The organism is Actinoplanes sp. NPDC049118, from assembly GCF_040648555.1.
Lineage (GTDB): Bacteria > Actinomycetota > Actinomycetes > Mycobacteriales > Micromonosporaceae > Actinoplanes.
The window spans coordinates 35,900-51,625 of the sequence record NZ_JBEZDY010000041.1; the positions used below are offsets into that span (position 1 = coordinate 35,900).

The window sequence follows — 15,726 nt, forward strand, 5'->3', positions numbered from 1 at the left end:
GATCGGCGGCCCGCGATCCGGCATCACGGTGTTAGCGTCCATCCGTGACCGAGCTGAGCATGCGAGCGGCCCGTCTGCACGGCGCCCGGGACATCCGGTTGCACGCCGAGGAGCGACCGGGGCCGGCCGGGGCCGGCCGGTGCCGGCGAACGGCTCGTCGAGGTGACCTCGGTCGGGGTGTGCGGATCCGACCTGCACTGGTTCGCCGAGGGCGGGATCGGCGACGCCGTGCTGGCCCGCCCGCTCGTGCTCGGTCACGAGATGGCGGGCGTCGTCCGCGGCGGACCGGACGACGGCATCGCCGTCGCGATCGACCCGGCCATCCCGTGCGGCGCCTGCGCGTCCTGCCGGGCGGGGCACGGCAACCTGTGCCCGGACGTGGTCTTCGCCGGGCACGGCTCCTGCGACGGCGGCCTGCGCCAGTTCCTGACCTGGCCGGCCGAACGCCTGCACCCGCTGCCCGACGGGCTCAGCGCCGACGACGGCGCCCTGCTGGAGCCGCTGGGCGTCGCGCTGCACGCGCTCGATCTCGCACACCTGCGGATGGCCTCGACGGTGGCGGTGGTCGGCTGCGGCCCGATCGGCCTGCTGCTCGTCCAGCTGGCCCGCAGGTGTGCCACCCGGGTGCTCGCCGCCGAGCCGTTGCCGCACCGGATGGAGGTCGCGGCGGGGTTCGGCGCGGAGCCGGCCGGCGCCGACGGCATCGCGGACGTGGTCTTCGAGGTGTCCGGCTCGGACGACGCGGTGGACACGGCGCTGCGGCTGGCCCGGCCCGGCGCCCGGGTCGTGCTGGTCGGCATCCCCGACGGCGACCGCACCACGTTCAGCGCGGCGCTCGCCCGCCGCAAGGGCCTGACCCTGGTGCTGGCCCGCCGGATGGGCGAGGTCTACCCCCGCGCCATCGACCTGGCCGCGCGGGGCCTGGTCGACCTGGCTCCGCTCGTCTCGGACGTCTTCACGCTGAGCGAGGTGGGCGCCGCGATGGCCACCGCCGCCGCCCGTACCGGCCTGAAGGTCGTCATCCACCCGAACGGCTGACGCCGCGCCTCAGAACGTCGCCGTGAAGACGGCGGCGACGGCGCCGGAGGTGGCCACGTCGTAGCGGTTCCTGGCGCCCGACCACCCGGCCGACGCGAGCGCGGCGCCGGCCTTGACCTCGAGGTGGGTGTTCCCGTCGACGACGGCGGTGCCCGCGCCGTCGCCGAGGCGGAGCCGAACCGGCGTTCCGGCTTCGGTGCGCACGACGAGTTCGCCGACCGGGCCGATCACCGACAGCGGCACGGTGCCCTTCGGCGCACCCAGCTGCAAGACGACGTGGGCGGTGCCGCCGTTGACCTCGATGCTTCGCAGGCCGCCCGCCCGCATGTCGATGTTGCGCTCGGTCGAGCCGCCGGTGAGCCGCAGGATCCACGCCACCTTCGCGTTGAGCCGGATCTCCGCACCCGCCGTCCCGGCGTCGCCGGTCCGGACCAGTTCGAGCCGGGACCCCCGCTCGCCGTCGGTCAGGACCGGAACCGCGCCGCGGTCCGTCGTCGCGATGTCGAACAGCGTCTCGCCGAGGTCCGCGCTGCGCACGCGCAGCACGGCCGAGGCACCGACCACCTCGAGGAGCCGGGTACGCACCGAGCCGAGCGGCGCCGTCACCCGGTGCGCGGCGTCCGGCCACGGCTCGCCGGGCGCGCTCGGTGGCGCGGACGCGGCGGTCACGGTCTCCGCGCCGGCCGCCGGCCGGTACACGGGTTCGAACGCGGCCGTCTGTCCGAGGACGACACCGACGGTCAACGCGACCAGCGCCACCGTGAAGACCCAGAGCCGCCAGGGACGGCGCGGCCGCTCCTGGTAGACGATCACCGCGCGCGGTGATCGTCGGCGGTCGCGGTTCGGCGGTCGCGCGCGGCGAGGGTTCGAACCATCCCCGGCCGTTCCCGGGCTCCGGGGTCGTGCCGAAGGCGTCCGGTGGCTCCTCGCCGAACCTGCCGATCACCGTGGCACCTCCGCTCACCGAATGCCTGCCGGCCCCCACGGTGACACGGATCATAGCCGAAGCGGATCGACGATCATCGGTGGGTTTTCGGCGGGTTCCCCCGGCAGGTAAGCGGACCGGGGTGCGCGAGGCGTCAAGGCGCACCGGCGCTGGGCGAGCATCGAGGCGGACCAGCCGGACGAGTACCTCGTCAGCTTGGGGCCGCGCACCGAGGCGCAGGTGCTGCGGTTCGCGGCCGGGCTGCGTCCGGGCCTGGTGGTGGGCGGGGCCGCGCCGTTCACCTTCGCGGCGGTGCCGCCCGGCCTGACGCTGCAGCACCAGAGCCGCGGGATGACGTGTCTCGCGCCGCAGGGCGAGGAGGTACCGGACACCGACGACCCCGACCGATTCAAGACGTCGCCGCGCGGGCTCTGCCTCACCGCGGCCGAGGAGCCGTTCGACACCGGGGGCGCGGACGAGCTTCTGGACCTCGGTGGCCGTCGCGCGGCGTACTTCTCCGGCGCCGGTCTGCTCCTGGTCGACCTCGGCGCGGGACGGGTGCTGAGCATGGACTGGGACCCCGAGGGGATCCCGCTCACCCGCGACGACGTCGTCCGCTTCGCGCGGGGCGTACGAATGGGTTTCCTGACGTGGTCACGCGGGCGGCCGGACCGCGGCCGTCCCGCCGATCCTGACGGCGATGCCGGCCCGGGTACCGGTCGCGGCGGCGTGCACCACGCAGGGGCGGCCGAGCGCGTCACCCTGGCGGACCTCGATGCGTGCGCCCCGGCCCGTCGAGAGCAGGTGTGCGGCGAGGCAGCCGGCGCTGTTCGCGTTGACGAGGTCCTCGTCGACCCCGATCGCCGGGGCGAACATCCGGGCGTCCGCCGTCGTTCCCCCCGGCGACAGCGCGAAGGCGAAGCAGCCGAGCCAGCCGAGCCGGCGGCATTCGGCCGCGAGGCGATCGAGGTCGGGCCGCATCGACAGCAGGGCCCGGCGCCCGCGGACCCCGACCAGGAGCCGCGGCGTGCCGGGCGAGGCGATCCGCAGGTCGCCGGCGAGGTCCCGCGGCGCGAGGCCGAGCGCCGTGACGATGCCGTCGCCGTCGGCACCCCCGCGGTCCCGGAGCTCGACGACGCCCTGGTCGAACCAGACCTCGACGCCGTCGCGACGCCGGACGGCACGCGTCGCGAAGGTACGCCCGCCGGTGCGCTGTCGTCCCCGGTACGGGCCGGCGCCGCCGCGTTCCAGCAGGAACGCCTGCGCGGCGATGGTGCCGTGGCCGCAGTTCCTCAACTCCCCCGCGGTGGTGAAGAACCGCACGGCCGGGACGCCGTCGGTTCCGGTGCCGAGGAACGCGGCGTGCGAGGTGCCGGCCTTGTGGACGATCGCGCGCCGCGTGCCGTCGGTGAGCGCGTCGTCGTCGATCACGACCGCGGTGGGGCTGCCACCGCGCCCGTCGCGGGTGCACGCGTCGACAACGGCCACCGGGCCGCCGGGCGTCACGCGGCGGCGAGGTCGGCGAAGCGGGGGCCGCCCGGTTCCGGTTCGACCCGGGCGGCCCGGGCGGCCCGGGCGGCGAAGCTGATCGCGTGGTACCACCCGCAGAGCAGGAACAGGTCGAGCAGTCGCGGTTCGTCCAGCACGTCCCGCGCGGCGAGCCACAGGTCGTCGTCGACGTCCGCGGAATCGTGCAGCGCGTCGGCCACGCGGATCAGCACCCGTTCGCGTACGGCGGTCCAGCATGGATCCTCCGGCGACCCGTCGGTGAGCGAGACGATCTGATCGGGGGTGAGCCGCACGCGGTCGGCGAAGAACCTCAGGTGTACGGCCCACTCGTACTCGCAGCGGCATCGCGCGCAGGTCCGGACGATGACGATCTCCCGCTCGCGCATCGTCAGCGACATACGCGGGCCGAGCTGATATCTGCCCCAGTCGCTCATCGCGACCGTCATGGGCAGGTTGCGGGCGAAGGTGCGGAACAGGCCGATCGGCGGCACGCCGGCGGGCATCATCGATTCGAGCTGCGCCGCCACGTCCGCCGGGTAGGGGGCGTCGAGCGGAGGGATGCGGGACATGGCCACCTCCATGCTTCGGATTCAGAAGCACGGTAGCGCTTCTTATTCAGAAGCACCAGGCGGAGTCGCCACGGTCGATGCCCACTCGCCGGACCAGCGCACGAGGGGTCGCAGCGCGCGGTAGGCGCCGTGCCCGAGCTCGGTAAGGGTGTAGGCGGCGTCCGGCAGCTGCTCGACGAGGCGGGCGTCGAGCAGTTCGTTCAGCCGCTGCCGCAGGACGCTGGAGGACATGTCGTCGCAGCGCTGCTGCAGCGCGCGGAAGCCGACGGCCCCGTCGCGCAGCTCCCAGACGATGCGGAGGTTCCATCGGCGTCCGAACAGGTCGAGCGCGGCCATGAGCGGCCGGCCGGTGCTCGATCCGCGAACGGGTTTACCCGGCCTGACCATTTTCGCCCTCCCCATGCCTTGATCCCCGATTCTATTTCCGAATCGAAAGCGCGCGGCAACCGAGGGTCACACCGGCGTGACCGATCGAGGCCGCACGGGCCGGCCCATTGCGGCCGACGATGATCGAGACATATTGCACCCGATTCCGTTGAACCCTTGCGAACGCGCAGATCAGACTGTGTTTCGAGCGCGTTAAGGGTGCCTGACGCAAAGTAGTTCAGCGTTTTCGCCACCCTGGGGACGGCCGCAAACGTCTGGAAGACGTGTCTGATCAAATTGACGAACACAAGGAGTCCCGGCCGCGTCACCGGCGCCGGAGCCGGGCGCGTCGCCTGCTGAAGTGGGCGACGGCGGCGGTCACGGTACTGACGGCCGGTGCCGGCATCACCGTGGTGGGATACGTGCAGTCGGTGCGGTTGCCGGCGGATCCGGTCGAGGTGCAGGCGTCGACGCTCTTCTACCGCGACGCGAAGACGATCCTGGCCCGGGTCGGCACCCAGAACCACAACGACGTGCCGTTGTCCGCGGTGCCCCCGCAGGTGCGGCAGGCGGTCCTGGCCGCCGAGGACCGCGACTTCTACGACCACTCCGGATATTCGGTACGCGGCATACTGCGCGCCGCGGTGGCGAACCTCGGCGGCAGGCGCGAGGGCGCGTCGACGGTCACCCAGCAGTACGCGCGTAACGCGTTCCTGACCCAGGACGTGTCCCTGGACCGCAAGGCCAAGGAGTTCGCGCTCGCCATCAAGCTGGAGCGCAAGTTCACCAAGGACGAGATCCTCGAGCGCTATCTCAACACGATCTACTACGGCCGGAACGCCTACGGGATCGCCGCGGCGGCGTACGCCTACTTCGGCGTGACGACGGACCGGCTGACCGCCGCGCAGGGCGTGGTGCTCGCGGCCACGATCAAGGACCCGTTCGGATTCGACCCGGCCAACGATGCGGCGGCCGCGCAGCAGCGCTGGACCTGGATCGTCAACGCGGCGCGGGAGAAGGGCTGGCTGACCGCGGCCCTGGAGTATCCCAAGGTGTCCCGGTCGTCGACGGCCGACGCCGGTCCGAACGGCATCGTGATCGACCGGGTGGAGCAGGAGCTGGCCGACAACGGCGTGAGCTCGAGGGCGCTGCACACGCAGGGCCTCTCCGTCGTCACCACGCTGGACGCCAAGGCGCAGGGTGCCGGCATCGCCCAGGTCGCCAAGCACCTGGCCGGGCAGCCCAAGGACCTGCGGGTGGCGCTGGTCGCGGTGGATCCGCGCAGCGGCGGCGTCCTCGCGCACTACGGCGGCAAGCAACGCGGCTATTTCGACGACGCCGCTGCCGCGCACCCCGCCGCGTCGACGTTCAAGCCGATCGTGCTGGCCACCGCCCTGAAGGCCGGGATCAGCGCGCAGTCGCGATGGGACGGCAGCTCGCCGCGGTCGTTCCCGGGCCGGCTCGGCGTGCCGCTCTACAACCACGACGACGTGCAGTGCCCGGACTGCACGCTGGAACAGTCGATGATCGAGTCACTGAACACGCCGTTCTACGCCGTCACCGAGAAGCTCGGCGCGGATAGCGTCCGCAGAATGGCCCACGATCTGGGCATTCCACCCGCCTACGGCGACACCCGCGCACTGGTCGACGGCAAGGGCGACCCGAAGCCGGGCCGGACCCGCCCGGACATCGCGATCGGCCGCTACGCGGTCACCCCGGCGGACCTCGCCACCGTGTACGGCACGTTCGCCGGCGGCGGTGTCCGGCACCACCGGCACTTCGTCGAATCGGTCACCGGCGCCGACGGGCGCCGGCTCTGGAAGGCCGGGACCCAGCCCCGGTACGCGCTGGAGAAGGCGGCCGCCGCCGACGTCACGTCCGTGCTCGCCGCGGTCGTACAGAAGAACGGCATCGCGCCGGACCGCCCGGCCGCCGGCAAGACCGGCACCCAGCAGTGGGGCGACACCTCCGACAACCAGGACGCCTGGATGGCCGGCTACACGCCCGAGCTGGCCAGCGTGGTGTGGATCGGCAAGGGTGACCCCGGGCCGATCCGCGACAAGGGCGGTAAGGCCATCGAGGGCGAGAACCTGCCGGCTCAGCTCTGGAAGGCCTTCACCCGGGAGGCGCTGCGCGGCCGGCCGGTGACGCCCCTGCCGGAACCCGCCAATCTCGGCCGGCCGGGCGCCTTCGACGTCGCTCCCGAGGCCGGATCCCGGCCCGGCGGGAAGCCGGTACCGCTGGACAAGGTCGAGCCCGATCCGGAGCGGTCGGCACCGCAAGCCCGGTCCGGGAGCCAGGAGGAGAAGGGCTCGTCCCCCGCTCCGCGCCGCAGCGACTGACCGTCCTTAACGGATAGTAAATGAAGCGGTCACTCGTAGTGGTGAATCGCGGCGGAAAAGGCTTCAGAAGTATTTAGAGTGGACTTCTCAGGAGATTCTGGAGGTCACGTGCCCGTTATCATGATCCTGCGCGTCAAGGCCGATCCGACCGCCCTCGAACGATTCGCCAACGCCAACGCCGAACTGATGAAAGGCATCTCCGACGCCGGGCAGGCGGCCGGCGCCACCCGGCACACCTTCGCCGCCGGCGACGGCGAGGTTCTCGTGATCGACGAGTGGCCGGACGAGGCGACGTTCCAGAAGTTCTTCGACAGCCAGCCCGAGATCCCGCGGGTCATGCAGGAGGCCGGCGCCCAGGGCCCGCCGCAGATCACCTTCTACCGCAAACTCGACACCCCCGACCAGTTCTAGCCCCGCCGATCGCTCCCCGAGCCGGGCGCGCCGCCGTCGCCGACGGGTGGACGCCCGGCTCTGGCGTGTCCGACCATGAACTGCGGTGACCCGCCGGCACCTCCGCCGACGACCTCGTCGAGGCGCTGCCACACTGACCCGTTTCAGCCTGCCGCGATCCCCACCGCGCCGCGCGGCAGCTTGACCGCCTTGCCCGGCGCGCCGGACGCCGTGTCGACCGGCTGAAGCGACTCCTCGGTCAGGACGTAGGCGGTCGCGCCGTCACGACTGAAGTCGATCTGGTGCGGGGCGCCGCTGAGCTTGACCGGCGGGCCCGCGGTGTCGTCGGTGGTGTCGATCCGGCCGATCGTGGAGCCGCCGCCGTAGACGTAGGCCCGGCCCGCGCCCGGCGCGAGGGTGATCCGATAGGCGCCGTGGCCGACACCGGTCACCGTGATCGGGGCGCGCAGCTTCGCCGTCGCCACGTCGATGGGCGCGACGACCATCTCACCGTCCTCGATCGTCGCGTGCTCGCACAGGACGTAGACGGTCCGAGCGTCGGCCACGATGTCGAGCGGGTCGCCGGGAACCTCGACCGCCGGCCCGGCCGCCATCGTCGCCGTGTCGATGGGCGTGACGGCATCCCCCGTGATCACGTACGCGGTCCTGCCGTCCGGCGTGAACACGAGCCGCTGCACGTAACCCGGCAGCACCATCGGGCGCCCGGCCCGCCCGGTGGCCGTGTCGATCGCGGTCAGCCGGCCCGGGCCGTAGTCGATCGTGCCGTCCTGGGTCATCGAGACCTGGCCGGGATCCACCACGTAGAGGGTCCGGCCGTCCGGGCTGAGCGCGATCGCGTTGGCGCTCGCGCCGACGTCGACCGGTGCAGCGGCGTTGCCGTCCGCGACGTTCACCGCGATGAGCCGCAGCCTGCCGGGCCCGACGAGGCCCAGCAGGTACATGGTGCCTCCGTCCGGGCTGAGCTGCATCGTGGTCGGCGTGCTCAGCAGCGGGACCGTTCCCCGCACCGCGCCCGTCCGCGCGTCGATCAGCCGGGTGCCGTCCACCCCCATGGCGATCATGGTGCGGCCGTCGGGGGTGAACGCCATCTCCATGGCGTCGTGCTCGAGCTTCAGGAACCGGCGGATCCGGCCGGCCTCGAGATCGGCCTTGTACAGCCGGGCGGGGCCCGCGCCGAGGACGTACACGTTGGACGGTCCGCTCCTGCGGGCCGCAACCGTCGGGCCGGCCGCCGTCGTCGGCGTCGGCGGCGGCACGGCCTCCGTGCCGCGAGGAGCGAAGGCGATCACGGCCGCCGCCGCGACGGCGGCCGCCGCACCCAGGCAGACGAGGACGAGCCTGCGCCCGCCGACCGGTCCCGATCGGTGCATGACACGATTCCCTTCGATCACTGCCGACGATCATTTCGCCATTTCCTCCGCGTCCACCGAGAGGAGGAGACCGGTGGTCCGGAAATGACCGGCAGCTATCATTGCAGCCGCCAAGTCGATCGGGGAAGGTGCCAGTGGGAATGCATTCCGCGGAGGACTCCAATTCCGAAGAAGATTCACCACGGCAACGGTTTCGGCGCGGGAAGAAACTATTGATCGTCCCGGTTCTGGCACTGGTTTTCGGGCTCACCACCTGGACCGCCGGAAGTCTGCTGCCCGGCGCGAAAGCCGGCGACTTCAACCGCTGGGACCTCGCGATCGGCATCGCCACCACCGTGATCGCGGCGACGATGTGGCTGTGGCCGGCGAGCGGCGCCGGGCCCGGCGAGCGCGGGACCGGTCAGGGCGGCACCGGCCCGGTTGGTCCGGCGACGATCCGGGCGCAGGTCGGCGACAGCAGCGTCCGGACCGCCGGCGGCCACCAGATCAACCTGGCCGGCTCGGCCGTCATCGCGCTGGCCGCGCTGGCGGTACTCGCCATCGTCGTGGTCAGCGTCGTGCGCGACGGCGCCGCCGGCACGCGCCCCGAGGCCCGGCCGGCACCCTCGTCCGCCGGCACCGCCCCCGCCGGCGCGGTACGCGCCAAGGCCCGCTGGTGCTGCAAGCTGGTGCAGGGTGATCCGGGAACCGCGACGCGCTACTACTGGGCGGGCTCGGCCGCCGCGCTGGTGAGCGCGAAGCGGGCCGGCCGGCAGCCGGAACTCCCCTATGTGGACGAGGCGGCGATCGAGGTGGCGGTACAGTCCGCGACCGCCGAGACGGTGCTCCTGCAACGCGTGCAGGTCCGCGTGCGCGAGCGCAGGGAAAATCCGGAAGGGCTGGCGGTCACCTTCAAATGTGAATGCGGGGCCGGCGGCGACGTGCGCCGCTTCCACACCGATCTCGACGACCCCCGGCCGACCGTCCGGCCCGAGCGGGACGACGATTCCGAGGACTTCTATTACGTACGCCCGGACTCGCCGGAGATCTTTCTGCTCACGGTGACCGCGAAGAAGTGTGACTGCCTGTTCGATCTTGAATTGGAATGGCTGGCCGGCGAACGGGAGGGCCGGACGGTGCTGGACAACGACGGCCGGCATTTCCGGATGATCGGCGGTTCCGGCCTGACTCCGTACACCCTTTCCTGAGGCGCCGGCGTCCCCCACGCCCGCCTGCGCCGCACCGCGGGCGCGCAGGGTGGCGCCCGCTGACGGTCCCGTGCGCGGCGGCTCCTGCGAATTCCGGGGCGGATGTGGCGTCCGCCGCGCCGGCGGTCATCCGAACAGCGGACCGGCGGTACCCCTTCGATCGGCACGCCTCCCCCGGCCGGGCGACTACATAGCGTAGTCGGCCGATTATGTGGATTCAGGCGAGATGCGTTACTTGATCCCGAAAGACGAGCGCGGCGGTCGCCGGGCATCGTGACGACGGTCACCTGCCGTAACGGCGACGTCGATTCTTTCGGTCTGCGCCGCTCTCCAGGAGGCTTTCCCGCAATGTCGCTCATCGCTCGTCTGCTCGGTGCCGGGCTCATAGGTTCGCTACTCGCCGGCACGGCCATCGTGCCCGCGGGGGCGGCCACGCCGGTCGTCCGCGCCGTCAATGCCACGACCACCGGCGTCACCGGTGACGTCACCAGCGAGCAGGAGGCCGAGCGGGTCGACCGGGTACCGACGCCGGCCCTGCGCTGGTACAACTGCTACGGCCCCGCGCAGTGCGCCACCGCCCGGCTGCCGCTGGACTACGACGATCCGGATGGCGCGTCGGTGGAGATCGCCCTGCTGCGGATCAAGGCGCGCAAGCAGGCGAGCCGGATCGGCAGCCTGTTCGTCAACCCCGGTGGCCCCGGTGGCTCCGGCACCGAGATGGCCTTCATGGCCCCCGGATTCCTCAGCGACAGCGTCCTCGACCGGTTTGACGTGGTCGGCTTCGACCCGCGCGGCCTGGGATTCAGCGAAAACCTCAAGTGCTTCTCCTCGACGCGCGAGCAGACGCTGAACCAGAGGCACCTGGAGAAATTCTTCCCGTACGGCGCCGTGGAGGAGGCCGACTACACCAAGGCGGCCCGCGCGATCGGCCAGGCCTGCTCCACCACCGGCGCGGAACTGGCCGGGGCGATGTCCACCGCGGAGGCGGCCCGCGACATGGACGTCCTGCGCCGCGCGGTCGGCGACCCGAAGCTGACCTACCTCGGTTTCAGCTACGGCACCGTGCTCGGGCAGTACTACGCCAACATGTTCCCCGACCGGGTCCGCGCGCTCGCCCTCGACGGCGTCGTCAACCCGCGGTCCTGGACCGGCGGCACGACGGACCAGGGCTCGTTGCAGGACGACCGGCTGCGCTCGGCGGACGCCGCGTACAAGGCGCTGCACACGCTGCTGCTTCGCTGCGACCGCGCCGGCGTGCGGCGATGCGAGTTCGCCGCCGGTGACCCGGTGCGGCACTTCGCGGCGATCGCCCGCAAACTGCGCGCCAAGCCCCTGGTGCTGGGCCGCTACGACGGCAAGACGGAACGGCTGACCTATGCGGACTTCGTCGGCATCACGCTGATGTCCCTGTACTCCGCCTGGGGCGGCGAGTCCGTCACCTACCTCGCCGCGATCGTCTCCACTCTGCTCGCCGCGCCGACCAGCGCGACCGCGAAGCAGCGGGCGACCGCTCGGGCGGCGCTGCGTGATCGCCTCGCCCGGCTGCGTACGCCGGCCCGTGACTTCCCGTACGTCAACGCCGTCGAGGCCTTCAGCGGGGTCATCTGCACCGACGCCGACCACCCGGGCGACGCCGCGCTGTGGCCGGCGCTGACCGCGGCCGAGGACGAGCGCGCGCCGTACTTCGGCCGGGCCTGGGGCTGGGGAACCGTCTCCTGCGCCGGCGACGCGTGGACCGTGCGTGACGAGGACGCCTACCGCGGGCCGTTCAACCGGACCACCGGCGCGCCCGTGCTGTTCGTCGGCAACCACTGGGACCCGGCGACAAGCTACCGGCAGGCGGTGTCGGCGGCCAGGTTGCTGCCCGGCAGCGTGCTGCTCTCCAGCGACAACTGGGGCCACACCGCGTACGGCACCTCCACCTGCGTCACCACCGCCATGGACCGCTACCTGCTGCGCGGCACCCTCCCCGCGGCCGGCACCACCTGCCACTCGCCGATCCAGCCGTTCACCAGCCGGGACGGCTTGATCATCAAGGCGGCGGGCGGCGCGGCGCGGGCCGACGCGGCCGGCAACGGGCCGGCCACCGCGGAGGCCAAGCAGCTTCCGCCGGTCGCCGGTCCCTTCCCGGCGGCGGTCGTCGCCGGCGCGCTGCGCTGACCGAGCGCACCGGCCGGGCAACCCCGTAGCCCCGGTCGCCGACCCCTCCGTGGTCGGCGACCGGGGCTTTCGGCGTCCGTGCACCGGGCCGGGCCCTGATCGGTGAGGTCCAGCGGCCGTTCGAAGAGCGTCCCCAGCACGACGACGGCGCTCGGGAATGGCCGCGAGCGCGACGCGGATTCGGTCGGTTCAGCGGCTCTCCGGCCGGGGGCGTGGGATCCTGAAATGCACGGTTGCCGCACGCCGGGTGCTGCGGCCTGCCGACGTGCGCCGATTCCCGGGACCAGCGGTTCACGAGGGGTGTCCAGGGCCGGGCCGGGTGCGCCGCAGGCGTTGATGTCCGGCGTTCGGCAGCTGCTCCAGGGGGCCGCGATGAGGAAAGGGCGATGGCGGCACGTCGGGATCCTGGCGACCGCGGTGCTGCTGGTCATCGCCTGGGGTATCGCGGACCTCGCGACACCGCCGCAGCTGATGATGTTCGGGGTCGTCGTGCTCGGCCCGGTGCTGGCGGCGGCGTCGGCGCGCCCCCGGTCGGTGGCCGCCGTCGGCGTGTTCGCACTGCTGGTGGCGGGGGGCACGTCGTCCTGGCAGGGGCTGGCCGGCACCGCCGTCCAGGTGCTGGGGCTCTCGGTGATCGCCGGTACGACCCTGCTCAGCATGGCCGTCGCCCGCCATCAACAGGTCCTGGAGGGTCGAGGCTACGGGGCCGCCGAGAACCGGTCGACGCTCGCCGCCATCGTGGAGTCGTCGGGTGACGCGATCATCACCACCGACCTGATCGGCACGATCACCACCTGGAACGACAGCGCCACGCGCGTCTACGGCTGGACGGCGCAGGAGGCGATCGGACGGAGCATCACCATGCTGCTCAAGCCGGAGCGGGCGGCGCGGTTCCCGGCCATCATGGCCCGGCTCGCCGAGGGCCAGACCGTCGGCATGCTGGAAACCCAGCGGATACACAAGGACGGCACCGTCATCGACGTGTCGTCGAGCGTCTCACCGGTGCGCGACGAGTACGGCACCGTGGTAGGCGGCGCAGGGATCGAACGCGACATCACCGCCCGCAAACGCGCCGAACGGCAGCGCCAGCAGATCCTCGAGCGGTCGGCGCGCGCCGAACGGCTGGAGAGCCTCGGTCAGCTCGCCGGTGGCATCGCGCACGACTTCAACAACCTGCTCGCGATCAATCTCAACTATCTCGAGTTCGCCCGCGAGCAGACCACCGACCCGGAGGTGAGCAGGGATCTCGACCGTGCCCGGGCGGCCGCCGACCGCGCCCGCGACCTGACCCGGCAGCTGCTGCTCTTCGCCCGCAAGGAACCCGCGAACGCGGAACTCATCGACCTCAACGCCGTGATCGCCGAGACCCGCGCCCTGCTGCAGCGCAGCATCGGCGCACACATCGAACTGGTCGCGCACCTGGCCGAGGAGCCCGTCACCGTCCGGGCCGACCGCAGCCGCATCGAACAGATCCTGCTCAACCTCGTGATCAACGCCCGCGACGCGATGCCCGACGGCGGGGTCATCGCCATGGAGGCCGACTCGGTCGAGGTTCCCGACGACCCGGACCGGCAGCCACCGCTGCCCGCCGGCACCTACGTCCGGCTCCGGGTCACCGACACCGGCACCGGCATACCGCCGGAGGTCGCCGCTCACATCTTCGAACCCTTCTTCACCACGAAGGCCAAACAGCACGGCACCGGGCTCGGGCTGGCCACCGTGTACGGCATCGTCGCCGCGGCCGGCGGCGGCATCACCCTCGACTCCGAACCCGGCGTCGGCACCACCTTCCAGATCCTGCTGCCCCTGGCCACCGCGGACGACCCGCCGGCCGGCGCCCCCGCCCCGGTGCCCCGCGGCGACGGCCGGCACATCCTGCTGGTGGAGGACGACGTCCTGGACAAGGACGACAGCGAGGCGGGCCGGGTCACCGGCCGTATCCTCGAATCACACGGCTTCCGGGTCACCATCGTCGGGCACGGCCCGGCCGCCCTCGACGAACTCCGCCGGCGGCCGTTCGACCTGCTGCTCACCAACGTCATCATGCTCGGGATGTCCGGCACACAGCTCGTCGACGTGGTCCGCCGGGAGCACCCGTCGATGCCGGTGCTGCTGATCTCCGGCTACGCGGAGGACATCGCCAACGTGCACCGCCTGTGCGCCGCCGGCATCCCGGTGGTGCACAGGCCGTTCACCGCCGAGGAGCTGTTGCGGGCCGTGCACCGGGCGGCCACCGCCGCCAGATCCGCACCCGCGCAGCCCTGACGGGATGCCGCGAGATCGCGGCATCCCGTCACCTGGTGCTCAGACCCGGCACTGCCAGGTGCGCGCGTCGTGGAAGTTGACGAACCGTTCGACGGTGCCGGCACCGGAGGTCGTCTTCCGGCAGACCGCGAGGACATCGACCGGGAAGTAGGTCGGCCCGCCACGGCTGTGGTTGACGCACCGCCAGTCGTAGACCGTGGCACCGAGCAGCGCCGCGGCGCTGTGGCCCCTGGACGTGCAGTAGTTCTCGAAGTCCGGCGCGACGGCGCCGGGCGCAACCCGCCAGCACCGGACCGACGCGGGATCGCGGAAGTCGCCGATGCGGTCGACGGCGCTGCCCGTCGCGTACGTCCAGCGGCAGGCCGCCTCGAACGTGAGATCGCTCCGACGGCCGTCGGCGCCGACGCAGTGCCAGTCATAGGCGGTCGAGCCGGTCAGGACGGCGTCGGCGTTTCCGAGCGAGCGGCAGTACGCACCGAGGTCGAGCCCGCCGAGCTCCTGCGGCGGCGAGGCCGACGCGCCGGCCGGGCTCACGGCGGCGAGCGCGCCCGCGAGACCGACGAGAAGGGCGAGCAGGATCTTGCTGATCGAGCGCATGGATCTCCTGGGGATGTCGCGGTGACGATGTCCGGCCCGCCGTGGATTCACCTCGGCGGCGCGCGGCAGGGCCGTCCTCATTGGAAGATCGGCAGCGACAGCCTAGGGCGGTTCGGGCATTCTGCAAGAGTTTGCAAAGAGAACGTAACTTCTCTCACCGAATGGTTCATCTTGCACAGACGGACCGGGGTGATGATCGTTATGGTGGCCGCATGACGACAGCGGGCCGGCTTGCGGTGGTCTCCGGCGGCGGGACGGGCATCGGCCGGCGGATCGCCGGCATGTTCGCGGAACAGGGCGACCGGGTGGTCATCATCGGCCGGCGGCCCGAACCGTTGAATCGGGCGAGCGCCGAGATCAACCGGGCCGCGCACGGCGAACACGCGATCCCGATCAGCGCGGATCTGGCCGACCCGCGACAGGTCCGCGACGCGGCCGCGCGGATCGCCGAACTCGGCGCAGTCGACGTGCTCGTCAACAACGCGGGAGCGATCATCACGCCCCCGGCGGACGACAGCCTCGAGGCCCTGGCCTCGTCCTGGCGCCATGACCTGGACGTCAACCTGCTCACGGCGGTGCTGCTCACCAGCGCGCTGGTGAACCAGCTGAGCCGCCCGGGCGGCCGCCTCATCATGGTGAGTTCCGCGGCGGCCCAACGGGGCGGCGCCGGGCCGCATTCGGCCGGGTCGTACGCGGCGGCGAAGGCGGCCCTGCACGGATGGGCCTTCGGCCTGGCCCGGCAGCTCGGCAGGGACGGAATCACGGTGAACGTCCTCGCGCCCGGCTACGTCGAGGACACCGAGATCTTCCACGGCCGGGACACCGCGGACTTCGTGTCCGCGAAGGTCGCCGACACCCTGGTCGGCCGCGCCGGCACACCGGCCGACGTGGCGGCGGCCGTCCGCTACCTGTCCTCACCGGACGCCGGGTACCTGACCGGACAGATCATCGGCCTCAACGGCGGCGCCGTGCTCGGCCGCTGAGGCC

Annotated in this window: 12 protein-coding genes and 1 pseudogene; 7 read left to right on the plus strand and 6 right to left on the minus strand. The window is 72.3% G+C overall.

The window, feature by feature from the left end; all coding sequences use genetic code 11:
- Window positions 1-156 precede the first annotated feature (156 nt).
- Window positions 157-1,038 (plus strand): annotated as a pseudogene (locus AB0B58_RS39450) (alcohol dehydrogenase catalytic domain-containing protein); the annotation flags it as partial.
- 9 nt (window positions 1,039-1,047) lie between these two features.
- On the opposite strand, the gene AB0B58_RS39455 reads toward AB0B58_RS39450, so the two are convergent.
- The 4 genes from AB0B58_RS39455 to AB0B58_RS39470 all read right to left on the minus strand — a co-directional run bounded on the left by AB0B58_RS39455 (window position 1,048) and on the right by AB0B58_RS39470 (window position 4,428).
- Window positions 1,048-1,851, minus strand: a complete 804-nt coding sequence (locus AB0B58_RS39455; RefSeq protein ID WP_360235465.1) for a hypothetical protein — start codon at window positions 1,849-1,851, stop codon at window positions 1,048-1,050.
- 766 nt (window positions 1,852-2,617) lie between these two features.
- On the minus strand, window positions 2,618-3,451 hold the full coding sequence (locus tag AB0B58_RS39460; RefSeq protein ID WP_360235468.1) for a PhzF family phenazine biosynthesis isomerase: 834 nt from the start codon (window positions 3,449-3,451) through the stop codon (window positions 2,618-2,620).
- Window positions 3,452-3,465: 14 nt separating this feature from the next.
- On the minus strand, window positions 3,466-4,041 hold the full coding sequence (locus AB0B58_RS39465) for a carboxymuconolactone decarboxylase family protein (RefSeq protein WP_360235471.1): 576 nt from the start codon (window positions 4,039-4,041) through the stop codon (window positions 3,466-3,468).
- Window positions 4,042-4,083: 42 nt separating this feature from the next.
- Window positions 4,084-4,428, minus strand: coding sequence for a helix-turn-helix domain-containing protein (locus tag AB0B58_RS39470; protein ID WP_360235474.1), 345 nt, complete (start codon window positions 4,426-4,428; stop codon window positions 4,084-4,086).
- Window positions 4,429-4,691: 263 nt separating this feature from the next.
- Here AB0B58_RS39470 and AB0B58_RS39475 point away from each other — a divergent pair, with 263 nt between their 5' ends.
- Window positions 4,692-6,749: a transglycosylase domain-containing protein gene (locus tag AB0B58_RS39475; protein ID WP_360235477.1), complete on the plus strand. Its 2,058-nt coding sequence runs from the start codon at window positions 4,692-4,694 to the stop codon at window positions 6,747-6,749.
- Window positions 6,750-6,857: 108 nt separating this feature from the next.
- Window positions 6,858-7,160 carry a hypothetical protein gene (locus AB0B58_RS39480; RefSeq protein WP_360235480.1) on the plus strand — a complete coding sequence of 101 codons (303 nt, stop codon included), beginning with the start codon at window positions 6,858-6,860 and terminating at the stop codon, window positions 7,158-7,160.
- A 143-nt stretch (window positions 7,161-7,303) separates the two neighbouring features.
- On the opposite strand, the gene AB0B58_RS39485 is transcribed toward AB0B58_RS39480, so the two are convergent.
- A complete protein-coding gene (locus AB0B58_RS39485) occupies window positions 7,304-8,530 on the minus strand; it encodes a hypothetical protein (RefSeq protein WP_360235483.1) in 1,227 nt (408 codons plus the stop codon).
- Between the two features lie 212 nt (window positions 8,531-8,742).
- Between AB0B58_RS39485 and AB0B58_RS39490 the strand changes: the two genes are divergently transcribed.
- The 3 genes from AB0B58_RS39490 to AB0B58_RS39500 all read left to right on the plus strand — a co-directional run bounded on the left by AB0B58_RS39490 (window position 8,743) and on the right by AB0B58_RS39500 (window position 14,142).
- Window positions 8,743-9,717 (plus strand): hypothetical protein, encoded by a 975-nt coding sequence (locus tag AB0B58_RS39490; RefSeq protein ID WP_360235486.1) that lies wholly within the window; start codon window positions 8,743-8,745, stop codon window positions 9,715-9,717.
- Window positions 9,718-10,065: 348 nt separating this feature from the next.
- Window positions 10,066-11,877: an alpha/beta hydrolase gene (locus AB0B58_RS39495; protein WP_360235489.1), complete on the plus strand. Its 1,812-nt coding sequence runs from the start codon at window positions 10,066-10,068 to the stop codon at window positions 11,875-11,877.
- 372 nt (window positions 11,878-12,249) lie between these two features.
- On the plus strand, window positions 12,250-14,142 hold the full coding sequence (locus tag AB0B58_RS39500) for a PAS domain S-box protein (RefSeq protein WP_360235492.1): 1,893 nt from the start codon (window positions 12,250-12,252) through the stop codon (window positions 14,140-14,142).
- A gap of 39 nt (window positions 14,143-14,181) precedes the next feature.
- Here AB0B58_RS39500 and AB0B58_RS39505 read toward each other — a convergent pair whose 3' ends face one another.
- Window positions 14,182-14,739, minus strand: a complete 558-nt coding sequence (locus tag AB0B58_RS39505) for a hypothetical protein (protein WP_360235495.1) — start codon at window positions 14,737-14,739, stop codon at window positions 14,182-14,184.
- A 212-nt stretch (window positions 14,740-14,951) separates the two neighbouring features.
- On the opposite strand from AB0B58_RS39505, the gene AB0B58_RS39510 reads away from it, so the two are divergent.
- Entirely contained in the window at window positions 14,952-15,722 is a 771-nt protein-coding gene (locus AB0B58_RS39510) for an SDR family oxidoreductase (RefSeq protein WP_360235498.1), read from the plus strand.
- Window positions 15,723-15,726: the final 4 nt, after the last annotated feature.